A 22,796-nucleotide genomic window follows, 5' to 3' on the forward strand; every position below is an offset into this window, starting at 1 on the left:
CGACTCTCGGGGGCAGGGGGACAGCGGGCCGGGCCGGCGACCACCCTCCAGCACACCGGCCGACACCAGGAGGCCACCGTGGCGAACCCCCGGCACCCCGGCGAGGCGGGCAACCCGTCGTCGTACCCGTCACCCGTCCCCGGGCCGGCGGGAGCGTACCCCGGTATGCCGCTGCCGACGTACCGCAAGAACCAGAGCACGCTGCTGTGGATCGTCGGGGCTGTCGTTGTCCTGCTGCTCCTGTGCTGCGGGATCGGCGCGGTCGGCGCCCTGCTCTACGCCGTCCAGTCGAACCAGGTCGCGGAGAGCGCCGTGAGCCCGTCGTCTTCCCAGCCGCCCACCGCCACACCGATGACCGCAGCGCCCACCCCGTCCGACATCTACGTGACGTTCACGCAGCGGCAGTGGAAACTGCTCGCCGAGCGGCCGAACGATTACATCGGCCGCACGTTCGTCGTGTACGGCCAGGTCACCCAGTTCGACGATGCCACGGGTGAGGACACATTCGCCGCGAGGGTGGGACCGCGGAGAACGACCGACGAAGGTGGTTACGACACGACCATGCTGTTGGACGGCGATCCGAAACTGCTCCGCAGCCTCGCTGAAGGCGAAGAGTTCCAGGCTGAGGTGATGTTGCTGGGGACGTACCTGTACAGCCCGCCGACCGGTGGCCCGCTCAGAAACGTGCCGTGGCTGGTGGTGCGGTCGTTGCAGGAGTTGTAGCCGGCCGAGGAGCCCGTGGCCGACGTGGTGTCGCCGGCCGGCTCGGCATCCCCGGCTGATCCCGGTACGCCGGTGTGGCAGGCGAGGACCGGTCCGGCAGAATCGGCGGGTGCCCGTCCACCTGATCACCGACCCGGACGACGAGCGGATCGGCGACTACCGTGCGCTGACCGACGTCGAGCTGCGGACCCGCTGGGAGCCCCCGCACGGCCTGTTCATCGCCGAGGGTGAGCTGGTGCTGCGCCGGGCGTTGCGGGCCGGGTACCCGGCCCGGTCGTACCTGGTCGACGCCAAGCGGGTCGACCAACTCGCCGACCTGGACACCGGAGACGCCCCGGTCTACGCCGCCAGCCAGGACGTGCTGCGTGAGGCCACCGGGTTCCACGTGCACCGGGGGGTCCTCGCGTCGTTCCGGCGTACGCCGTTGCCGAGCGCGGCCGAGGTGCTCGCGACCGCCCGCCGGGTGGTGATCCTGGAGGACGTGAACAACCATACGAATCTCGGTGCGATCTTCCGGGCGGTCGCCGCGCTCGGGGTGGACGCGGTGCTGCTCTCGCCGTCCTGCGCCGACCCGCTCTACCGGCGCAGCGTCCGGGTCAGCATGGGGGAGGTCTTCGCCGTGCCGTACGCGAAGCTGGAGCCCTGGCCGGCGGCGCTGGACGAGGTGCGGTCGGCCGGGTTCACCGTGCTGGCGATGACGCCGGCCCCGGACGCGGTGCCGATCCAGCGGCTCACGCCGGAACAACGGGCCCGCGCCGCGTTGCTGCTCGGGGCGGAGGGGGCCGGGTTGACGTCGGATGCGATGGCGGCCAGCGACGTACGGGTGGTGATCCCGATGCGGCGCGGCGTGGACTCGCTCAACGTGGCCGCCGCCACCGCCGTGGCCTGCTGGGAGTTGGGCCGCGACGACGCCTGACCGTCGAGGTTCGGGCCGATCTGCGGGTACCGTTTCGCCCGTGTTCCCTACCGTCCGTGAGGTCCTCGCGCTGGACCCGGTTCGCCACGGTGCGCCGCGCCTGGTCGCCGGGGAGGCGGGGCTGGACCGGCCGGTGCGCTGGGTGCACGTCGCCGAGGTGCCGGACATCGCCACCCTGCTGCGGGGTGGCGAACTGGTGCTGACCACCGGCATCGGACTGCCCGGCGAGGACGCCGGGCTGCGCGCCTTCATCGGGGATCTCGCCGGGGTCGGCGTCTCCGGGCTGGTGGTGGAGCTGGGGCGCCGGTACCACACCGGGGTGCCCCGGGTGATGGCCGCCGCCGCCGAACGGGCCGGAATGCCGTTGGTGGAGCTGCGCCGGGCCACCCCGTTCGTCCGGGTCACCGAGGCGGTGCACGCACTGATCGTGGACGCGCAGCTCACCGAGTTGCGGGCGGCGGAGGAGATCCACCAGCGGTTCACCGAGCTGTCGGTGGAGGGCGCCGACCCGGGCGAGGTGGTCCGGCAGGCCGCTGAGCTGTCCGGCTGCCCGGTGGTGTTGGAGAACCTCTCCCGGCAGGTGCTCGCGTACGACCCGGCGCGGGAGAACGCCGAACTGCTGCTCGACCGGTGGGAGCAGCACTCGCGGCGGATCCGGCCGGCCGGGCGTACGGTCTACGACCCGGACAGCGGCTGGCTGGTGACCATGGTCGGCGCCCGGGGCGAGGACTGGGGTCGGCTGCTGCTGCGCTGGCCGGGCGGCGGCGAGTGGAACTCGGCGCGGGACGCGGTGACCGGCGCGATCTCGCCGCCCACCCGGCTGACCATCCTGGTCGAGCGGGCCGCGTCGACGCTGGCGCTGGGCCGGCTGATCCGGCGGGACGCCGAGGGACTGGAACGGCAGATCCACCGCACCCTGCTCACCGCGTTGCTGGACCGCTCGCGGCCGGTGGACGAGGTGGCCCTGCGAGCTCGGGGCCTCGGGCTGGTCCTGGAACGCCGGCACCTGGTCGGGGTGGTGGTCCGGCATCGGGCCGACGAGCCGGACAGCGGCTCGACCGGGACCGGTGACGGCGACGAGCCCGGCCCGGCCCGGCTGCGGGACCTGGCCGAGGCGGTGGGCCAGGCGGTGCGGGAGGCGAACCTGACCGGCCTGACCAGTGCCGTGGACGACCAGGCGGTGGGGGCGCTGCTGGCCCTGCCGGACCCGGCGGCGGAAGAGCGGGCGCTTGCCTCCTTCGCCGCCGCGCTGCGCCGGACCCGCCCCGAGTCGAGACCGTCCGATCCGGCTGCCACCCGGGCTGTCGGAGGCGGGAAGGGAGCCGAACCGGGCCGAGGTGCCGGCGGGCTCATCATCGCGGCCGGCTCCGGGGTGAGCAGCCTGCGCGAGGCGGGCCGGTCGCTGATCGAGGCCCGGCAGGTCGCCGAGGCCGCCCGCAACGACCGCCGGGACCTACCGATCTTCCGGTTGCCGCATGTCGGGCTCGCCGGGCTGCTGCACCTGCTGCGCGACGAGCCGCGCCTGCAGACCTTCGTCGAACGCGAGCTCGGGGCACTGCTGGCGTACGACGCCCGGCACCCGCGTGAACACCTGCTCGGCACGCTGCGGGCGTACCTGGAGCAGGGCCGCAACAAGTCGGCGGCGGCTGCGGCGGCCCACCTGTCCCGGCCGGCGTTCTACGAGCGGCTGGCCCGCATCGGCCGCATCCTCGACGTCGACCTCGACTCCGTCGACGCCTGTCTCTCCCTGCACGTCGCCCTGCTGGCCCTGGACGCCATCCGCACCTCCTGACCCCCGCCGCCCCCGCCTCGCCGTGCCCCGCCCGCCTCACCGTGCCCCGCCCGTGTCCGCCGCGTCGATCATGGAGTCGTGGCGGGAACAAAAGCCGTCTACATGTCGATATCGACTACCACTAGTCCATGATCGCCGGGCACGGGCACGGGCACGGGCACGGGCACGGGCACGGCATGGGGGTCGGGGTGGGGGTGGGGCGCTTGCGGTGGGGGCGTGCGGAACCGGCTCGCCTGACGGCCGTCACTCGCTCAGCGAGTGCAGGGCCTTGGTGTAGGCGGGCGGGACGTAGCTGGGGCCGCCGCCGGGGGTGAAGACGTCGGAGGTGGCGGCCGTGGCCCACGCGCTGTCCGGTACGGCGGCGACCAGCGTGCGGACGACCGGGGCGTCCCGCCAGTCCGGCTGCTGGGCGAGCAGGCTCAGTGCCACCACCGACTCCTCCACCTCGCCGACGCACTCGAACGGCTTGTGCCCGTCCACGCCGAGCAGTTCCCGGTAGCCGGGGATCTGCGACTCGTCGGCGAGCAGGTCACCGCCGAAGATGTGGGTGATCCGCTCCCGGGACATGAACGGTGCCAGGGCCAGGAAGACGAACCGGCACTTGGGGCAGTCGCGGCACCAGCGCTCGCTGGCGTCGCGCAGCTTGAACGCCGCGTTGCAGCTGGTCACCACGTCGTCGTACCGGTCGATGGTGGCGAACAGTCGGGCGATGTGCAGCTCCGACAGCGGGCGCAGCAGGGAGAAGTACGGTTCGGTGAGCCCGGCGTGCTCCGCCAGCGCCGCCCGGAGCAGCCCCTCGGCCTCGACGCCCTTGGACCACTGGTGGTTGACCTCGTGGCCGTTCCAGATGAGGTTCGGGTCGGAGGCGGAACGCTCGTTGGACATGACCACCGGTCCGAGCCCGTGCAGCACGGCGGTGGCGACCGCGATCAGCGAGTTGATCGCGGTGACCGGGATGTGCCCGTTGCGGGCGCCGGCGGCGTTCAGCTCGAACAGCACCGGGTCGAGGCGTCGCCGGGCGGCCAGCGGGGTGAGTCCGGAGGCCGCGTTCACCGCGTTGATCACGTGGTTCGGGTTGACCGAGAAGGGGACCGGGTCCAGGCCGGCGCGACGCATCGCCTCCAGGCTGACGATCGAGTCCTTGCCGCCGCCGACCGCGCTGAGCGGTCGGCGGTCCGAGTTGTCGTACTCGGCGACGGCGGCGACCCGGCCCTCCGGGATCACCGGGGACAGGTCGAGCACGTACGGCAACTGGTTGCGGTAGGCGTACTCGGCCAGGCCCTTGGTGTAGACGGCGGTGACGAACCCGGCGGCGGCCGGGCCCAGCGGCGTCGGCAGCACCAGCTGCCCCGGCGCGGCGGCCTTGTAGTAGCTGACGCCGGCCACGACGTGCAGCAGCTCCAGCACCCGGCCGAGCGCCGCCACGGCGGCGTCCGACGGTGACTCCTCCGGCACCGGAAGCGTGATCACCTCGGTGAACCGTTGCTCGCCGTCGGGCCCGGTCAGGGCGTAGTCGAACAACGCCTCCCCGGTCGAGAGATCGATCGAGTAGGACGGGAAGGTGAACGCGTCCATCCGCGCCAGCTGCGTATTGGGCACACGCCATACTAGGCCCTGGTTCGTCCGGCCGTGCCCGGCTCCGCCGGACCCCGCACGTGCCCCGTTGCCGTCGCACCCGAGGAGAAGCTGTGCGCCTGTCTGACCTGCGCGGACGTACCGTCGCCGTCTGGGGGGCGGGTCGGGAGGGACGAGCCGCGGTGATCGCGATCGCCGCCCACGGCCCGGCCGACCTCGTCGCCGTCGACGACAGCGCCAACTTCCTCTCGCTGCCCTGGGAGGGGCCGCTGGCGGAGGCGGCCCCGCTGGTCACCGGCGAGGAGGGCCTCGCCCGGTTGGCCGCCGCCGACGTGGTGGTCCGGTCGCCGGGTGTGCCGCAGACCCACCCGTGGCTGGTGGAGCTGCGTCGCCAGGGTGCCACCGTCACCCAGGGCACCTCGCTCTGGATGGCCGACCACGGCCCGCGCACCGTCGGGGTGACCGGCAGCAAGGGCAAGAGCACCACGTCGAGCCTGATCCACCACCTGCTGACGGCGGTGGACCGGCCGAACGTCTTCGGCGGAAACATCGGCGTGCCGACGCTGGACCTGCCCGAGGCCGAGCTGTACGTGCTGGAACTCTCCAGCTACCAGTGCAGCGACCTGACCGACTCGCCCCGGGTCGCGGTGGTCACCGCCCTGTTCCCGGAGCACCTCGACGCGCACGGCGGTGAGCGGGAGTACTACCGGGACAAGCTCAACCTGCTGGCGTACGGGCCGAACACCGTGGTCGTCAACGGTGGCGACCCCCGGTTGCTCGTCGAGCTGGGTGACCGCGCGGCGGTCCGCGCCGGCACCGCCGAGTCGGTGAACGTGGCCGCCGGCCCGGACGGTACGCCCTGGTTCCACCGGGTCGACCAGCCGCTGTTCCCCCGGGCGGTGCTGCCGCTGGTCGGCCGGCACAACGAGGGCAACCTCTGCGTGGCGCTGGCCGTGCTCGACGCCCTCGGCGTGGACCTGGTCGACCGCAAGGACACCCTGGCCGTGGCCGTCGCCGGCTTCCAGGGGCTGGCCCACCGGTTGACCGAGATCGTCGACCCGTCCGGCCTGACCTTCGTCGACGACACGCTGGCGACCAGCCCGTACGCGGCCATGCACGCCATCGACGCGTACGACGGGCGGCCGTTGACCGTGATCGTCGGTGGTGCCGACCGGGGCGTGGACTACACCCCGCTGCGCGAGCACCTGGCCGAGCGGGAGCTGACCGTGATCGGCATCCCGGACAGCGGAGCGCGCATCGTCGAGGCGTTGGACGGGCTGCCGAAGGTGCGCACCGAACTGGTCGAGGACCTGGCCGACGCGGTCCAGTTGGCCCGGCAGGTCACCCCGGCCGGTGGCGTGGTCCTGCTCTCCCCGGCCGCGCCCAGCTACGGTCGGTTCCGCAACTTCGAGCACCGCTCGGAGGTGTTCGCCGAGGCGATCCGCGCCACCGCCCCGGTCTGACCGCCCTACCGGGTCTGCCGCACAGGCGCGGGCTCCGGCGGAGGCGCGAGGTCGGCGACCAGGTCGGCGGCGTCGAGCAGACGGACCCGGTCGGCGTCGAGAGCGGCGGCGTGCAACGCGTACACCGGCGCGCCCTCGGCGACGGTCAGGTCACCCCTGAGCAGTGCGGCGAAGCCCGGTGCGGCGGTCGCGTCGTCCGGCACTCCGTCCCCGTCCGGCGGGCCGAGCGCGACCAGTCGTGCGGTGAACGCCTCGACGGACTCGTCAGGAGCCCGTCGGTAGGTCACCCTGGCGTCGCCGTCATAGCGGACCATCACCGTCCGGGCCCGGGCGGCGGCATGCCAGCAGGCGAGTTCCCAGAGACTGACCCGCTGTCCGGCGGCGAAGTGGTCGTCGGCCGCCACGCTGAGCCGGGCCAGCGTTCGGGAGTAGCGGGCCACCGAGTGCTGTTCGCCGCTACCGGTCATCGCGGCGTCGATCCAGCGCATCGTCCCCGTCTGCACGTCGATCACCAGCGGGGTGGACACCTTGACCTGGCCGGTGAGGTCGAAGCGCTGCTCGACGGCCTTCGGCTCGAACGGCGCACCCCGACCGGGGTCGGCCATGAACCCGGCGAAGGCGTCGGTCATCGCCTCGAAGGGCACGTCGTTGTAGCTCAACACCACCATCGTGGCGTACCGGACGCCGCGCTTGCGCAGCTCGGGCAGGTCGAGGTCGACGAACTCGCTGGCGCCCAGCGGTGCCGGCGCGGAGGTCAGATCGCCGGAGTGCACCGCAGCGCGGTCACCGAAGCGCAGCCGGGTGTAGTCGCACCATCCGACGAAACCGCCGTCCGGGGCGATCATCGCCACCGACAGGTCGAGGTCGACCCGGGTGCCGACCGGCTCGGTCCAGTGCAGGAACAGCCGAAGCCGGCGTCCGGTGGGCAGCGGCTGGCGGCTGCCCCGAGGTAGCCGGACCAGGGCCGCCGATGCGGTGCGTTCGGTGAACGGGGCCACGAGGTCGACCAGGCCGGCGTCGAGCACGGCCAGTTCCGTGCCCGGCAGCAGCGCGGCGCGTCGGCGCAACTCGCCGGTGATTACGGCCTCCACCTCGCCGCCGAGACCGGCCCGCAGGCGGTCGCGGCGGTCCGGCATGGCCCACAGGCGGGCCCGGCCGCCGCGTGGGAAGAACAGCCGGGTGCCGGCCGGCCAGGTCGCGCCACGGACCGCGCCGACGGCCGCGATCAGCACCCCCGGCGAGACGGTACGCACCGCGTCCGTCACCGCCGTCAGCAGCGGCTGCGGCTGCGCGGTCCGGGCCGCCAGCGCCACCGTCCGACGCAGCAACTCGCCCGGTCGACGGGCCAGCAGTGCCAGCGCGGCGGCCGTGTCGCCGGTGCCCAGCGCTGCCTCGACCCGGCCGGCCCACGTGGTGAATCGCAGCCGGTCGCTTTCGACGCGCAGCAGCGGCACGTCGGCGGCGGTGGTGAGCAGCAGACGGCCGAGCGGGGTACGCCCGTCGAGCCGGGTGCCGCGCAGCACGGCGAAGCCGACAGCCGTCCGGGGGTGCCGCTCGGCGTGTGCGAAGGGGTGCAGCGACTCAGCGGCCCGCAACCACCGGCGCCGGTGCCGTAGCAGGTCGTCGATGAGAGCCGTCGGGTCCAGCGCGTCCAGCCGGGCGAGCAGCGCCCGCCGCAGCGGCCGGGGCAGTGAGTGGTGTCGGGCGGGTGGCTCGACCAGGCCGGCGTCGCCGCCGTGCAGCACCCACAGCAGCCGCAGCGCGTCGGTGGCGGTGCCGACGTGGCGGTCGAGCAGTTCGGTGATCTGTTCGACCGGCTGCGGCTGGCCGAGGATCCGGCCGAGCACCAGGGCCCGGGTCTCGCGTACCGGGAGGTCGGCGGGGAGCCAGTCCAGCCGGGTGGTGCCGGCGTGGTCGATCAGGAAGGTCAGGTCCGTCCGGTCGACGTCGGACAGCGGCGTATGGCGGGCCAGCAGCGTCGCCAGGGCCTCGTGCACGGCCCGCCCGGCGTCCTCGGCGAGTTCGAGCACGGCGGCACGGCGCGGCATCGGCAGGGTCGGTCCCGCGCTCGGCGGTGTGGCGACGGTGAGGAACGGGCCGTCGCCGGTGATCCGGCGGTGGCACAGCGGACAGCCGGTGTAGCCGTGGTCCCAGCACGCGGTACAGACCAGGTGCGCGCAGGGAGAGACGGCCGCCACCGTGTCGAGCGTGCCGCAGAGCACACAGGGCTGTTCCGGTCCCTGCAACAGCAGCGTGAAGATCCGGCGTACGTAGAGCTGTTCGGTGTCGGCGGGCACCCGGCGGGGGAAGTCTCGGAACAACGGCACGTGTGGCGCGTCCGCCCCGACGACCCGCTCCAACACGGTGAGCAGCGCCAACCCGGTGGCGGCCAGCCGGTCGGCGGGCAGGCCGACGAGCCAGCCCCGCAGCCGTGGCCCGAGCAGCCAGCCGAGCCCGAGCACGTCGGCCTCCAGCGCGGCGAGCCCTTCGGAGACCGTGGCCGGTCGTCGGCCCGTCCGCTTGACCTTGCGCCCGGCGCCGGTGAGCAGACCGGGCGCGATCAGGTTCGCCCGGCGGACCAGGGTGACCGCCAGCGGGTCCACTGCCACGTTCGACGCCAGTGCCGCCACCGCCACCCCCCGGGTATCTGGACAGACAGCGAGGGCGGAGATCGGGCGCGCTAGTTCTTCAGAAAAGAGCCCAGAAGGAAGCACGCCCAGGAGCCGCCCTCGCCGCCGGAAGGCTACCGGGCGACGCTGCGGCGGCGCACTGCGGTATTCGTCAGGACCTCGTGGACGGTCGCTGGACCAGCGTGGTGTGCAGCGTACGCATGGAACGAATGGCCGAGCGGATCTCCTGGAGGTACCGGCCGGGGGTGAGGGTGGGCTCGGGCAGGCAGGTCAGGTCTGGCCGGGCGGGGTCCACTCCGACGGTGTCGATCTCGCAGCCGTACGGCACGGCCAGGGTGCGCAGCGCGTCGCAGTGCTGGAACGGTACGTAGATCGGTGCGGTGACCAGCAGGACCGGCTCGCCGGGGGAGAGCCGGGCGTGTTCGGCCCAGAACCGCTGCGTGTCGGCGGTGTGCGCGCGTCGTCGCTGCGGCTCGCTCGACGGGGCGGCCAGCACCCGCACCGGCGGCAGCCCGGCCGGCCGGTAGGTCCGTGACGACCAGGAGTGGTGCGGATGTCCGGCGTCGATCCCGTCGGTGGCGTCCGGTCCACGCAGCCCGAAGGTGCGTCGGACCGCCGCGTCGAGCACGTCGACCTCGGTGTCTCCGCCGGCCACGTCGGCGTCGGCGAGTGTCCGGCGTTCCGTCTCGGACAGTGGCCGGAAGCTGCCCAGCACGGCCACCTCGCCGGTGACGTCGACCCGGTCCCGCAGTAGATGGGCGGCGTAGGTCACCCGGCGCAGGCAGGCGTGGGCCAGGCCGCCCAATACCACCAGGTGCGCGTACCGGGTGCGGGCCGGTGGGCGGGGACGGACCAGACCGAGCGCGTCCGCAGCGGTGAGGATCCGGGCGCGGCGCGGCGGGTCGAGGTCGGGTTCGCGGGCCTCGGGCCGCTCCCGACCCGCGCGGAAGTCCCAGTGCGCGGCGGAGAACTCGTCGAGCGCGGCCAGCACGGCACCGAGGTCACCGGCGGGCCATCGGCCGTCGAAGTCGGCGACCAGTTCCCGCATCGGCGTGCTGTCGACCCAGCGGCTGATGCCGTCGGTGATCGCGGCGACCGGGTCGGTGGGGTCGCCGCACGGCAGCGGGACGGGATCGCGTGTGCCGGTGGGTGGCGGCGGTCCGGCGGCGGGGGGTGACGCGGCCACGGGCGGTGGGACGGGACGCTCGGGCACGGATCGGATCGTACCGGCCGACGGCCCGGCACGACGGTCGAGCGGCCCGCAGGGGCGGTGTGACGTGGGCCGGGTCGTTCACGGCGGTGGTCTGGACGGTCGCTCGCGGCGGCGGTACGGCCGTTTGCCCTGTCGTTCCTGCCCGCGCTGGCCTCTCCGCAGCGGTCGCTCTGACCGCCGGGTGGGTGGGCTTCGCCCTGGTCGCGGTGGCCCTGCACGCCCCGGCATACCGGCGGAGGGCTGGCGGAAAACGTGGGCCGGTGCCCGAGCCGGCGACCGGAAGCGTGGTCGAAACCGCCGTAGACGACGGAAAGCGTTGACGTTCTGTCAACGGCTGCCGACCACCGGGCGACACGTTGGCTCTTGTCCGGGCAGCGACGGTGGTGACACCGTCGCGGTGACCGCGAACCGAAGGGTGCGACGATGACCGACGACCTGCTGGCCCGGCACCGGGCCGTGCTCCCGTCCTGGATGCCCCTCTACTACGCCGAGCCGATCGAAATCGTCTCCGGCGAGGGCCGCCGGGTCACCGACGCGCAGGGGCGCACCTACCTGGACTTCTTCGGCGGGGTGCTGACGAACATGATCGGCTACGACATCGCCGAGATCCGCGAGGCGGTGCAGCGGCAACTGTCCACCGGGATCGTGCACACCTCGACGCTCTATCTGATCCGACAGCAGGTCGAGTTGGCCGAGAAGATCGCCCGGCTCTCCGGGATACCGGACGCCCGGGTCTTCTTCACCAACTCCGGCAGCGAGGCCAACGAGGCCGCGCTGCTGATGGCCACCAACTACCGCCGCTCGCACCAGATCCTCGCGGTCCGCAACAGCTACCACGGCCGCACGTACGCGACGATGGGCGCCACCGGCAACCGGGGCTGGTCGGCCAGCGCGCTCAACCCGCTCCAGGTGGCCTGGCTGCACTCCGGTGAGCGGCTGCGTGGCCTGCTCGCCCGACTGCCCGAGGGCGACCGGGTCGACGCGGCGGTGGAGGACCTGCGCGAGGTGCTCGCCACCCAGACCTCCGGCGACGTGGCCTGCCTGATCGCCGAGCCGATCCAGGGCGTCGGCGGGTTCGTGCACGGGCCGGACGGCCTGTTCGCCGGATGGAAGAAGGTCCTCGACGAGCACGGCATCCTGCTGATCTCCGACGAGGTGCAGACCGGCTGGGGGCGCACCGGCGAGCACTTCTGGGGCTACCAGGCCCACGGTGTCACTCCCGACCTGCTCACCTTCGCCAAGGGCGTCGGCAACGGGTTCGCACTGGCCGGGGTGGTCGGCCGGGCGGAGGTGCTGGAGTCGGTGCCCGCGATCAGCTTCTCCACCTACGGCGGCAACCCACTGAGCACCGCCGCCGGCAACGCCGTCCTGGACTACCTGCTCGACCACGACCTCCAGGCCAACGCCGCCCGGGTCGGCGCGATCCTCGGCGACGGCCTGCGCGCCGCGGTGGCCGGTCTCGACCAGGTCGCCGAGGTACGCGGCAAGGGCCTGATGCTCGCCGTGGAGTTCGTCCGGCCGGGCACCGACGAGCCGGACCCGGCGCTGACCGGGCGGGTGTTCGAGGCGTGCCGGCAGGGTGGGCTGCTCGTCGGCAAGGGCGGGTTGTACGGCAACGTGCTGCGGATGGGGCCGCCGTTGACGCTCACCGAGGAGGAGGCCCGCGAGGGGCTGGCCGTCCTGGTCGAGGCGATCCGGGCCGCCAGCAGCGGGGAGGTTGACCAGTGAGCGCGAGCGCGAGGAGTGAGCCGGTTCTGCGAGCCCCGCAGTCGCGAACGGAAGGTGGTGCAGTGAGCGCGAGGAGTGAGCCGGTTCTGCGAGCCCCGCAGTCGCGAACGGAGGGCGGTGCCCTGAAGCTGATCGGGCACTTCGTGGACGGCAGGCGGGTCAGCGGCACCTCCACGCGGCGCGGGGACGTCTTCGACCCGGCCACCGGTCGGCGTACCGCAGAGGTGGAGCTGGCCTCCGCCGCGGACGTGGCGGTGGCCGTCGAGGCGGCCGCGCGCGCCGCGCGGACCTGGCGGGACGCGTCGCTGGCGAAGCGGACGGCGGTGCTGTTCGCCTTCCGGGAGCTGGTCAACGCCCGCCGGGACCGGCTCGCCGAGGTGATCACCGCCGAGCACGGCAAGGTGCTCGCGGACGCCGCCGGGGAGGTGCAGCGCGGCCTGGAGGTCATCGAGTACGCGTGCGGCATCCCGTCGGCGCTGCGCGGCGGTTTCAGCGAGAACGTCTCCACCGAGGTCGACTCGTACAGCCTGCGGCAGCCGCTCGGGGTGGTCGCGGTGATCAGCCCGTTCAACTTCCCGGTGATGGTGCCGCTGTGGTTCGTGCCGGTGGCGGTCGCCGCCGGCAACGCGGTGGTGCTCAAGCCGAGCGAGAAGGACCCGAGCGCGGCGCTGCTGCTGGCGGAGTGGTTCGCCGAGGCGGGCCTGCCCGACGGGGTGCTGAACGTGGTCAACGGTGACGCCGAGGCCGTGGACGCGTTGCTGGACCACCCGACGGTCAAGGCGGTGTCCTTCGTCGGTTCCACGCCGGTGGCGCGGCACGTCTACCAGCGCGGCACCAGCGCCGGTAAGCGGGTGCAGGCGCTCGGCGGTGCGAAGAACCACATGGTGGTGCTGCCCGACGCGGATCTGGACCTGGCCGCCGACGCGGCGGTCAACGCCGGGTTCGGGTCGGCGGGGGAGCGGTGCATGGCGATCTCGGCGCTGGTCGCGGTGGGTCCGGTCGCCGACGACCTGGTGGCCCGGATCGCGCAGCGGATGGCCGGGTTGCGTACCGGTGACGGGCGGCGCGGGTGCGACATGGGTCCGTTGGTCACCGCCGCGCACGCGGACCGGGTCCGGTCCTATGTGGAGGCGGGCGTGGCGGCCGGTGCGGTGGCGGTGGTCGACGGCCGGGACGTGACGCCCGACGGCGACCCGGACGGCTTCTGGCTGGGCCCGACGCTGTTCGACCGGGTCACCCCGGACATGTCGATCTACACCGACGAGATCTTCGGCCCGGTCCTCTCGGTGTTGCGCGTGGGCTCGTACGACGAGGCGGTCGAGCTGGTCAACGCCAGCCCGTACGGCAACGGCACGGCGATCTTCACCAACGACGGCGGTGCGGCCCGCCGCTACCAGCACGAGGTGGAGGCGGGCATGGTCGGTGTCAACGTGCCGATCCCGGTGCCGATGGCGTACTACTCCTTCGGCGGCTGGAAGGCGTCCCTCTTCGGTGACCTGCACGCGCACGGCGCCGACGGGGTGGCGTTCTTCACCCGGGGCAAGGTGGTCACCAGCAGGTGGTTGGACCCCCGCCACGGTGGGGTCAACCTCGGCTTCCCCACCCAGACCTGAGCAGGCGCAGGACGCCCGCCCCGGCCAGGTAGGCCACCAGGGCGGCGACCGGCAGGCCGAGCGGCTCGGGTGCGGTCTTGGCGGTGGCGCTGTTGGCCACCAGGGCGTACCCGACGGCGGCGAAACCGGCGACGGTCAGGACGCCCCGCACGGCGACCCGTCGTCGGTGCGGCCGTCCGTCTTCCGGCGGGCGGTCCGCATCGGCGTCGGGTCGGCCCGGTGCCGGGGTGGCGGACCCGTACCGGCGACTCGCGGTGGAGCGGCCGGTGCGGGCCTCGATCGGGCCGAAGACCGCGACCAGTGCGGCGAGGACCACGGTGAGCAGCAGTACCCAGGGCAGACGCCAGGCCAGCCAGGCGGCCGACCCGGCTGGTGGGGTGGGCAGGACACCGAGCCGGTCCAGCGCGCCGACCAGCAGGATCACCGCGCTCAGGTGCCACAGGAAGACGGTGAGTACGACCGAGTTGACGGCGATCACGGCCTGCCAGGGGCGGCTGCGGTGCAGCCAGCGCTCGGCCCGCTCGCGCAGCAGCAGGATCAGCCCGAGCTGGGCGGTGGCCACGGCCAGCAACGCGACGCTCGGCGGAGCCGCGTTGTCCAGTCGCTGTCCGGGCAGGTTGATCATGCTGACCGGGTACGGGCCCACGGCGGTGAGCAGCACCGCGACGCCGAGACCGGCGGCGGTCAGCACCACGGCGGCACGGCGGGACATCGGCAGGCAGCGGGTCCACCGGCTGCCCGCGCCGGACCCGGCCGGGTCGCAGTGCCCCCGGCGGGCGTCGTACCAGGCGAAACCGACCTGGTGTACGGCCAGCCAGCCGAGCAGGTAGTTGGGCAGTGCCGCCGTCTCGTACCCGATCGCCCGCCCGAGGTCTCCGGCAGCCACGAGCAGCGCCATCGCCACCGGTACGGCCAGTCCGAAACGGCGGTGCAACGCGTACATGAGCGGGGTCAGCGGCACCACGACGAGATAGGCGGCGAGGAACCACAGCGGGATCGTGGCGAACCAGACGACGGTGCGGACCATGCTCGGCTCGACCCCGACCAGCCGGGCCACCACCGCGCCCCCGGCCAGCACCAGCACCAGCGCGCTGGTCGGACGCAGCAGCCGGGCGCTGCGCCCGAGCAGCCACCCACCGGCGTCTCCGCCACGATCCCGGTGCGCGGTCAGCGAGGCGGCGTTGGCGTAGCCGCCGACCAGGAAGAACACCGGCATCACCTGGACCGCCCAGGTCAGCGGGTAGGCCCACGGGATCGCGGGCAGGGCGGAGTGACCGTCGGGCTGCCCGTGCTCGTCGTAGCCGATCGTCGCGACCGCCCAGTGCCCGAGGACGACCATCATGATCGCCACGGCCCGCAGCAGATCGAGGTAGCGCGCGCGGTCGGCCGGCGTCCGTGCGGCGAGTCGGGCCAGGCGGCGCATGGTCCGAGGGTATGCGCCCGTGAAGCGGAGCGGGCGGCCGATCGCCGTCGCGGAGGGCATCGCCGAGACTGGGACGATGAGACGCATGGAGGGCACACCGGTCACTCTCTGCCCGCACGATCCGCACTGGGCGGTGCTGTTCGCGCAGGAACGGGTCGCCCTGGAAACCGTTCTCAGGCGGTGGCTGGTGGGGCCGGTCGAGCACATTGGCTCGACATCGATTCCCGGCCTGGCAGCAAAACCGATCATCGACATGATGGCGCCGGTACGCAGCCTGTCGGAGGCGGTTGCGGCGATCGAAGTGGTGACCGCTCTCGGCTACCGCAACGGTGTGCACCGCCCGGAGGAAGCGCACTATTTCTTCAAGCCGGCGACCGACAACTGGTGGGAGCGCACCTGTCAGCTCCACCTCACCGAGCCGACCTCACTGCTCTGGCGGCGACGCATCGCGTTCCGCGACGCGCTGCGGGGGCGTGTGGACTACCGGTCCCGGTACGAGCAGCTCAAGCGCGATCTCGCGCGGGCGCACGGCGCCGACCTGGCAGCCTATGCGCGCAACAAGGACGACTTCGTCAACGAGGTCCTCGGCGTCCGTGACAGGACGCAAGCGCCAGCCGTCGACTACCCGGACCGGTGACTCGGGGAGTCCGGCAGGATCTCGCCATCGGCCCTCTGCCGGCGGTTCAGAGTGTCCTCCCGGCCGCCTTTGCTCTGCTTCAACCAGCGCAACGAATTCGAGCCGATCATGTGGCGTGGGTTGAAGCAGAGCAAAGGCGGCGAAGGAGGGTCAGGTAGCCGCGCCTGCGGTGATCGGATGGCCGATAGCAAATGGCGCAGATCGATGAGTGTCGCCAATGTGCGCGAATGCGGGGCAACGTGCTCCCGCTGCCGGCCGGGGTGGCCGGGGTGGCCAAGGCCGACGGTGGCGCGGGGGTCAGGTGGGTGGCGGGACCAGGCGGGCGTGCAGGGCGGTCGGGTCGGTCACCTCGGGCAGTTCGCGGGCGGCCAGCCAGGCCGCGGCGGCGGCGCCGTCCCCGGCCGGTCGGACCGGGGCGTACGGCCAGCGTCGTCGGGCCTCGGCGTGGACGGCGGCGGCCAGCGGGGTGTCGCCGGTCAGCAGCCCGCCGCCGAGCACCAGGACGTCGGTGTCGTCGGCCGCTCGGATCCGGCCGACCGTGTCGGCGAGGTGGGTGCCGGCCGTGTCGAGCAGTGCGACCCCGGTCGGTTCGCCGGCGGCGGCGGCGTCGAGCACCAGCGGGGCGAGGCGGGAGAGTTCCACCGGTGGGCGACGGGTGGCGGCCTGCACGACCGCGTCGACGGTGTCGCGGGGGCGGGCCGCGATCTCGGCAGAGCCGGTCAGTTCGGTGAGCACCCGTCGGCCGAGGTCGCCCGGGTCGGTGCCGCTGTCGAGGGCGGTGAGCAGTCGGCGTACCGCCTGTCGTCCGAGCCAGAAGCCGGAGCCGGCGTCGCCGAGCAGCCAGCCGTGTCCGTCGGCGACGCGGTCCAGGCGCAGGTCGCGGACCTCGGCGGCGATGGCGCCGGTGCCGGCCACGAGGACGGTGCCCCGAGGGGCGGCGGTGGCGGAGGCGTACGCGATGAGGGCGTCGCCGTGTACCGCGTACGGGCAGCGGAGGCCGGCGGTCCGCCAGGCATCGGCGAAGGCGGCGCGTCCGGCGGGGTCGGCCTGGAGGCGGCCCGCTCCGGCGAGGCCGATGGCGCCGGCGCGTACCCGGGTCGGGTCGATGCCGGCGAGTGCCGCGCGTAGGGCGGTCAGGAGCTCCCCGGCGGCGCGGGTGGCGCCGTGGCTCGTGGGGTTGCCGCCGCCGGCTCGGCCGGTGCCGAGACGGCCGCCGTCGAGGGTCACGGCGAGCGCCCGGGTGGATGTGCCGCCGACATCGAGGCCGATCACGACGGTGTCGGACATCGGCATCCAACCTCCTTGATCGATCTGCGTTCATGCTGGTCGCGGTGCCTCTCCGGGGCAAGAGGCGGATCCGGGCCCGGACAGTGCGTCAGGTAACAGTTTGAAAACTTCGCCCACGGTCTTGACACGGAGGTGGCTTCAGTAAGAACTTTTACCACTATCAGTTAACAGTCTTTTCCGAAAGGCGTCCCATGGTTGATCACGAGGCGGACACCTCCGCGGGCACCGCGGTGGCCGACGCCGACCGGGTTGACCGGCGGGGCGCCATCGGCGTCGCCTCGGGCGGGATACTCGCTCGGGTGCGCAGCGGGTCCGACGAGCTGACCGGCGCGCTGCGCCGGGTCGCCGAGCACGTCCTCAGCGACCCGGAGGCGGCGGCGCGGGCCACCATCGTCGAGCTGGCCGAGCGCAGTGGCACGTCACCGGCCACGGTCACCCGGTTCTGCCGGGCGATGGGCTTCGACGGCTACGCCGACCTGCGGTTGGGCATCGCCTCCGAGACCGGCCGGGCCCGCTCGGCCGGGTGGACCGTCGACATCGGACGCGAGATCCAGCCCAGCGACCCGCTGGACCGGGTCCTGGAACAGATCATGGCGGCCGACACCCGGGCCATGCACGACACCGCCGCGCTGCTCGACCTCGACGAGGTGGAACGGGCCGCGAACGCCATCGCCGGGGCCAGCCGGGTCAACATCTTCGGTGCCAGCGGCAGTGCCCTGGTCGGCGAGGAGATGCAGTTCAGCCTGCACCGCATCGGGGTGGCCGCCTGGGCGTGGAACGACGTGCACTCCGGGCTCGCCTCCGCCGCGCTGCTGCGCCCAGGCGACGTCGCGCTGGGCATCTCGCACAGCGGCCAGACCCGGGAGGCCATCGAGATGGTGGCCGAGGGCGGCAGCCGGGGCGCGACCACCATCGCGCTGACCGGGTTCCGTCGCTCGCCGCTGGCCGAACTGGCCGACGTCGTGCTGCTGACCGCCAGCCACGCCACCACGTTCCGTCCGGACGCGCTGTCGGCCCGGCATCCGCAGCTGGTCGTCCTCGACCTGCTCTACATCGCGGTCGCCCAGCGCACCCACGACCGCGCACACGCGGCCTTCCGGCGTACCGCCCAGGCCGTCGACGGGCACAAGGCCGCGAGGGGAGCCAGCGCATGATCAGCGCCCAGGGGTACGCGGACGCCGTCCGCCCCGTTCTCGACCGTCTCGTCGACCGGGGGCACGAACCGCTCGGCCGGGCCGCCGACCTGATCGCCGGCAGCCTGCGCGACGGTGGGGTGCTCCAGGCGTTCGGGGCCGGGCACTCCGAGGCGTTCGCGGCCGAGCTGGTGGCCCGGGCCGGCGGGCTGGTGCCCACCAACCGGCTCACCCTGCACGACCTGGTGCTGCACGGCGACGCCCCGCGCGACCTGCTCGCCGACCCGAAGCTGGAGCGCGACCCGGCCATCGCCCACCAGCTCTACGAGATCGCCGCGCCGCAGCCGCAGGACGTGTTCGTGGTGGCGTCCCAGTCCGGCATCAACGGCTCGGTGGTCGAACTGGCCCTGCTGGTCACCGGTCGCGGTCACCCGTTGATCGCGGTCACCTCGGTCGAGCACACCGGACGGGTCGCTCCGCGCCACCCGTCGGGCCGGCGGCTCGTCGATCTCGCCGACGTCGTGCTGGACAACGGCGCGCCGTACGGTGACGCACTGCTGCCGCTCGAGGGCGGCGGCGCGGTCTGTGCGGTCTCCTCGGTCACCTCGGCGCTGCTGGCGCAGCTGCTGACCGCGGAGGTCGTACGACGGTTCCACCAGGCCGGAGAGGCACCCCCTATCTACCTCTCCGCCAACGTCCCCGGTGGGGACGAGCACAACCTCGCCCTCGAGTCGCGGTACGCCGGTCGTCTCCGGCGCACCGCCTGACCCGACACCACAAGGAGAGTCAGAGATGTCCGTTTCCCCCGATCTGAACCGCCGGACCCTGCTGCGCCGCGCGGCCGCCGCGGGCCTCCTGGTGACCCCGGCCGCGGGTCTGCTCAGCGCCTGCGCGGGCAGCACGCCCAGCGAGAACACCGACAACGCCGGGGAGAAGAGCACCGACAACCCCTTCGGCGTGCAGGCTGACAGCGCCGTGAAGGTGGTCATCTTCAACGGTGGGCTCGGTGACGCCTGGGCGAAGGAAGATCAGGCGATCTTCAACGCCAAGCACCCGAACATCACCGTCAACATGAGCTCCACCCAGAAGATCAAGACCGAAGAGCAGCCCAAGATGGCGACGCAGCCGAGCGACGTCGTGATGAACTCGGGCGCCGACATGATGGACATCAGCACCCTGGTCAACGAGGGCGCCATCGAGCCGCTGGACGACCTGCTCGCCGCCCCGGCCTGGGAGGGCGGGGGCACCGTCGCCGACACCCTGCTGCCCGGCACCGTCGCCGACGGCACCTTCCAGAGCAAGTTCTACGTGGTCAACATCGCCTACACGGTCTGGGGCAACTGGTACAACTCGGCCCTGTTCGACCGGGAGGGCTGGGCCCCGCCGAAGACCTTCGACGAGTTCTTCGCGCTCGCCCCGAAGATCAAGGCCAAGGGCATGTCGCCGTACGTCTACGACGCCGTGCACGGCTACTACCCGCGCTGGGCGCTGATGGCCACGGTCTGGAAGTCGGCCGGCAAGCAGGCGGTCATCGACATCGACAACCTCAAGGAGAACGCCTGGCGGGCCGACGGCATCCTGCCTGCCCTGGAGGTGTGGGAGAAGCTGGTCAAGGACAAGCTGGTGCTCCCGGGCAAGCTCGACCACACCCAGTCGCAGCAGGCCTGGCTCGACGGCAAGGCGGCCTTCATCCAGGTCGGCACCTGGCTCAAGAACGAGATGGCGGCGACCATCCCGCCGGGCTTCGAGATGAAGATCTCCGACTACTGGGGCCTGGGTGCCACCGACAAGGCGCCCAACGACGTCTACGCCGGCGCCGGCGAGGGCATCGTGGTGCCGAGCAAGGCCCCGAACAAGGCGGCGGCCAAGGAGTTCCTGCGGGCCGTGCTCTCCAAGGCCGGTTCGGCGAAGTTCGCCGAGCTGACCAAGTCCCTCGCCTCCACCACCGGCTCCGGCGACAACGTCCAGGACTCGGCGCTGGCCAGCGCCAACGACCTGATGAAGAACGCGCCCAAGGACCTGGTCTCGATCAAGTTCTGGAACTTCTACGCGGACCTGGACAAGGAGAGCCAGAACCTCTCCCAGGAGCTGATGGCCGGCCGGCTCACCGCCGCGCAGTTCGTCGACAAGATGCAGGCCGCCGCCGACAAGGTGGCCAAGGACTCGTCCATCACCAAGCAGACCCGCGACGCGTGACACCCGCCGGACCCAACCGAACGAGGAAGTGAGAGACATGCGGCACGGTGTTGGCCGTTTCGTCACGGGTTTCCTGGCACTGCCGGTCGGCCTCTACGTCTTCTACGTGGTGTGGCCCTTCCTGCAGGCCGCCGGGTACTCGCTGACCGACTGGGGAGGCTACTCCGACAGGCAGCAGTTCGTCGGGCTGGACAACTACATCCGGTTGTTCTCCGACGAGCTGATCAGGAAGGCGTTCTGGCACAACGTCTTCTTCCTGATCACCGTGCCGCTGTTCACCATCGCGCTGGCCCTGTTCCTCGCGTTCCTGCTCAACGTGGGCGGACGCGAGGACAAGGCCGGCATCCGGGGCGTCTTCGGCTCCGGGTTCTACAAGGTGATCTTCTTCTTCCCGCAGGTGCTCTCCCTGGTCGTCATCGCGGTGATGTGGCAGCAGATCTACCGCGCCGACAGCCAGGGCCTGATCAACGGCCTCCTGATGAAGATCGGGCTGGTCAGCGAAGAAGACCCGATCACCTTCATGTACGACCCGGAGCCCTTCCTCGGCGTACCGGCGGTGTTGTGGTGGTTGTTGCTGATCGCGGTCTGGAGCGGCGCCGGTTTCTACATGGTGCTGTTCTCGGCGGCCATGCAGTCGATCCCGAAGGACGTCTACGAGGCGGCCATCCTCGACGGCGCGGGACGCTTCCACACCTTCTTCCGGATCACCCTGCCGCTGCTGCGGGACACCGTCTCGGTGGCCTGGGTCTACCTGGGCTTCATCGCCCTGGACATGTACGCCCTGGTCTTCGTGATGACGCCCAGCCAGGGCGGACCCAACCACGCCAGCGAGATCTTCGCGTCGGTGCTGAACTTCACCGCCTTCCAGAAGGGCCAGTTCGGCTACGCCTGCGCCATGGGCGTGGCGCTGGCGATCTTCACGATCCTGCTGGCCGCGCTCCAGCTCCGGATCACCCGTCGTGAGCGGATCGAGTACTGAGGAGACCTGGACGATGAGCACGGTGACCCACACCCCGGGTGGCCAGGCCGGGCCCGACCAGGCCCCGCCGCCGGGACGTACGCCGGCCGAACGCGCCGCCGTCGGTGGCGGTCGTGCCGGGGCACGGTTCTTCAACGGCTTCTCGCACCTGTTCCTCGCCGTCTGGGCGATCATGGTGTTCTACCCGCTGCTGTGGGTGGTGATGTCGGCGCTCAAGACCGACTCGGAGGTGATCCGCAAGCCGCTGTCGCTCATCCCGGAGCAGTTGCAGTGGCACAACTTCGGTAGGGCCTGGACCGAGGGGCACATCGGCGAGTTCTTCCTCAACACCGTGCTGGTGTTGACCGGCAGCGTCTTCCTCACCATGCTGCTCGGCTCGATGGCCGCCTACGTGCTCGCCCGCTACGAGTTCCCCGGCAACCGGCTGATCTACTACATGTTCCTGTCCGGTCTGACCCTGCCGATCTACCTCGCCGCGGTGCCGCTGTTCAAGGGCGTCTACAACACCGGTGTGGCGCTGCCGTTCCTCGGCCCGAACAAGCACCTGATGCTGATCCTGGTCTACGTGGCGTGGTCGCTGGCGTTCACCGTCTTCTTCATGCACTCGTTCTTCCGGACGCTGCCCAACGCGATCGCGGAGGCGGGCATGGTCGACGGGGCCTCGCACAGCCGGCTCTTCTTCAGCGTGATGCTGCCGATGGCCAAGCCCGGCCTGATCAGCATCGGCATCTTCAACGTGCTCGGCCAGTGGAACCAGTGGTACCTGCCGACCCTGCTCATGCAGTCGGTGGCCGGCGAGCCGAAGAACCAGGTCATCTCCCAGGGGCTGATCGAGCTGTCGGTCAACCAGGGCTACCGCTCCGACTGGTCCGGCCTGTTCGCCGGGGTGACGATGGCGATGCTGCCGGTGCTCATCGTCTATATCGTCTTCCAGCGCCAGGTGCAGTCCGGCCTCACCGCCGGCGTCAGCAAGTAGCGCACACCGTCCGCCCCCGGCCCACCGGTCGGGGGCGGACTTGACCTCGACGTCGGTTGAGGTTGCACGATTCTCGCTCGGTCTACCGAGGGAGCAACCGTGATCGACCCCGCCGCCAGCATCCGGATCGCCCGACCGTCCCGTGACCTCGCGGTCGCGGAGCACTTCTATCGCGACGGGCTCGGCCTGCACGTGCTCTGGCGAGGGCAGGGCGGTCCCGGCGAGCACGACCTGATCATGCTGGGCTGGCCGGAAGCCTCCTGGCACCTGGAACTGGTCGGCGGCCCGCACCTGGCGGTCCGACCGACACCGAGCCCCGAGGACCTGCTCGTGATCTACCTCGGCGAAGCTCCCGACGAGAAGCTCGTCCCCCGACTCGAATCCGCCGGTGGTCGCCGGGTCTCCCAGGGCGCCTACTGGGACCGGTGGGGGATCACCGTCGAGGATCCGGACGGCTACCGCCTCGTGCTGTCCCACCGCTCGTGGTCGAACGCCGACTGACTCTGCTCCTG

Annotated in this window: 17 protein-coding genes and 1 pseudogene; 13 read left to right on the top strand and 5 right to left on the bottom strand. The window is 72.2% G+C overall.

Going from position 1 to position 22,796, the window contains the following annotated elements; translation table 11 throughout:
- Positions 1 to 165: 165 nt before the first annotated feature.
- The 3 genes and pseudogenes from ABZ738_RS29155 (at position 166) to ABZ738_RS29165 (ending at position 3,431) form a co-directional block, all read left to right on the top strand.
- Complete coding sequence (locus ABZ738_RS29155; RefSeq protein ID WP_176094585.1) at positions 166 to 723, top strand: hypothetical protein; 558 nt, start codon at positions 166 to 168, stop codon at positions 721 to 723.
- A pseudogene (locus ABZ738_RS29160) lies at positions 690 to 1,639 on the top strand (RNA methyltransferase). The gene ABZ738_RS29155 and the pseudogene ABZ738_RS29160 overlap by 34 nt, the downstream one beginning before the upstream one ends.
- A gap of 40 nt (positions 1,640 to 1,679) precedes the next feature.
- A complete protein-coding gene (locus ABZ738_RS29165; RefSeq protein WP_357218429.1) occupies positions 1,680 to 3,431 on the top strand; it encodes a PucR family transcriptional regulator in 1,752 nt (583 codons plus the stop codon).
- A 243-nt stretch (positions 3,432 to 3,674) separates the two neighbouring features.
- Here ABZ738_RS29165 and ABZ738_RS29170 read toward each other — a convergent pair whose 3' ends face one another.
- Positions 3,675 to 5,030: a hypothetical protein gene (locus ABZ738_RS29170; RefSeq protein ID WP_357218432.1), complete on the bottom strand. Its 1,356-nt coding sequence runs from the start codon at positions 5,028 to 5,030 to the stop codon at positions 3,675 to 3,677.
- A gap of 89 nt (positions 5,031 to 5,119) precedes the next feature.
- On the opposite strand from ABZ738_RS29170, the gene murD reads away from it, so the two are divergent.
- A complete protein-coding gene (murD, locus tag ABZ738_RS29175; protein ID WP_357218435.1) occupies positions 5,120 to 6,469 on the top strand; it encodes a UDP-N-acetylmuramoyl-L-alanine--D-glutamate ligase in 1,350 nt (449 codons plus the stop codon).
- A gap of 5 nt (positions 6,470 to 6,474) precedes the next feature.
- Here the strand turns inward: murD and ABZ738_RS29180 are convergent, their stop codons facing one another.
- On the bottom strand, positions 6,475 to 9,099 hold the full coding sequence (locus tag ABZ738_RS29180) for an MXAN_6230/SCO0854 family RING domain-containing protein (RefSeq protein WP_357218438.1): 2,625 nt from the start codon (positions 9,097 to 9,099) through the stop codon (positions 6,475 to 6,477).
- Between the two features lie 151 nt (positions 9,100 to 9,250).
- Positions 9,251 to 10,312, bottom strand: coding sequence for a hypothetical protein (locus ABZ738_RS29185; RefSeq protein WP_236145614.1), 1,062 nt, complete (start codon positions 10,310 to 10,312; stop codon positions 9,251 to 9,253).
- Between the two features lie 423 nt (positions 10,313 to 10,735).
- Between ABZ738_RS29185 and ABZ738_RS29190 the strand changes: the two genes are divergently transcribed.
- Entirely contained in the window at positions 10,736 to 12,040 is a 1,305-nt protein-coding gene (locus tag ABZ738_RS29190) for an aspartate aminotransferase family protein (RefSeq protein WP_357218442.1), read from the top strand.
- A 122-nt stretch (positions 12,041 to 12,162) separates the two neighbouring features.
- Positions 12,163 to 13,653 carry a CoA-acylating methylmalonate-semialdehyde dehydrogenase gene (locus ABZ738_RS29195; RefSeq protein ID WP_357218468.1) on the top strand — a complete coding sequence of 497 codons (1,491 nt, stop codon included), beginning with the start codon at positions 12,163 to 12,165 and terminating at the stop codon, positions 13,651 to 13,653.
- On the opposite strand, the gene ABZ738_RS29200 is transcribed toward ABZ738_RS29195, so the two are convergent.
- Entirely contained in the window at positions 13,625 to 15,076 is a 1,452-nt protein-coding gene (locus tag ABZ738_RS29200) for an acyltransferase (protein WP_357218445.1), read from the bottom strand. The two genes, ABZ738_RS29195 and ABZ738_RS29200, sit on opposite strands and share 29 nt — an antisense overlap.
- Before the next feature lie 85 nt (positions 15,077 to 15,161).
- Between ABZ738_RS29200 and ABZ738_RS29205 the strand changes: the two genes are divergently transcribed.
- A complete protein-coding gene (locus tag ABZ738_RS29205) occupies positions 15,162 to 15,713 on the top strand; it encodes a GrpB family protein (protein ID WP_161594911.1) in 552 nt (183 codons plus the stop codon).
- Between the two features lie 297 nt (positions 15,714 to 16,010).
- On the opposite strand, the gene ABZ738_RS29210 is transcribed toward ABZ738_RS29205, so the two are convergent.
- Entirely contained in the window at positions 16,011 to 17,000 is a 990-nt protein-coding gene (locus tag ABZ738_RS29210) for a BadF/BadG/BcrA/BcrD ATPase family protein (protein ID WP_357218471.1), read from the bottom strand.
- 191 nt (positions 17,001 to 17,191) lie between these two features.
- Between ABZ738_RS29210 and ABZ738_RS29215 the strand changes: the two genes are divergently transcribed.
- The 6 genes from ABZ738_RS29215 (at position 17,192) to ABZ738_RS29240 (ending at position 22,785) form a co-directional block, all read left to right on the top strand.
- Entirely contained in the window at positions 17,192 to 18,154 is a 963-nt protein-coding gene (locus ABZ738_RS29215) for a MurR/RpiR family transcriptional regulator (RefSeq protein WP_131055506.1), read from the top strand.
- A complete protein-coding gene (locus ABZ738_RS29220; protein ID WP_176094577.1) occupies positions 18,151 to 18,900 on the top strand; it encodes an SIS domain-containing protein in 750 nt (249 codons plus the stop codon). Before ABZ738_RS29215 ends, ABZ738_RS29220 begins: the two co-directional genes overlap by 4 nt.
- 25 nt (positions 18,901 to 18,925) lie before the next feature.
- Entirely contained in the window at positions 18,926 to 20,329 is a 1,404-nt protein-coding gene (gene ngcE, locus ABZ738_RS29225; protein WP_131055511.1) for an N-acetylglucosamine/diacetylchitobiose ABC transporter substrate-binding protein, read from the top strand.
- A gap of 37 nt (positions 20,330 to 20,366) precedes the next feature.
- Entirely contained in the window at positions 20,367 to 21,308 is a 942-nt protein-coding gene (locus ABZ738_RS29230) for a sugar ABC transporter permease (protein ID WP_131055513.1), read from the top strand.
- A 13-nt stretch (positions 21,309 to 21,321) separates the two neighbouring features.
- The gene (locus ABZ738_RS29235) at positions 21,322 to 22,284 is read left to right on the top strand and encodes a carbohydrate ABC transporter permease (RefSeq protein WP_131055515.1); all 963 of its coding nucleotides are present in this window, start codon (positions 21,322 to 21,324) and stop codon (positions 22,282 to 22,284) included.
- A gap of 99 nt (positions 22,285 to 22,383) precedes the next feature.
- Entirely contained in the window at positions 22,384 to 22,785 is a 402-nt protein-coding gene (locus ABZ738_RS29240) for a VOC family protein (protein ID WP_131055517.1), read from the top strand.
- Positions 22,786 to 22,796 lie beyond the last annotated feature (11 nt).

It is taken from the genome of Micromonospora sp. NPDC047793 (genome assembly GCF_040642635.1).
Classification (GTDB): domain Bacteria; phylum Actinomycetota; class Actinomycetes; order Mycobacteriales; family Micromonosporaceae; genus Micromonospora.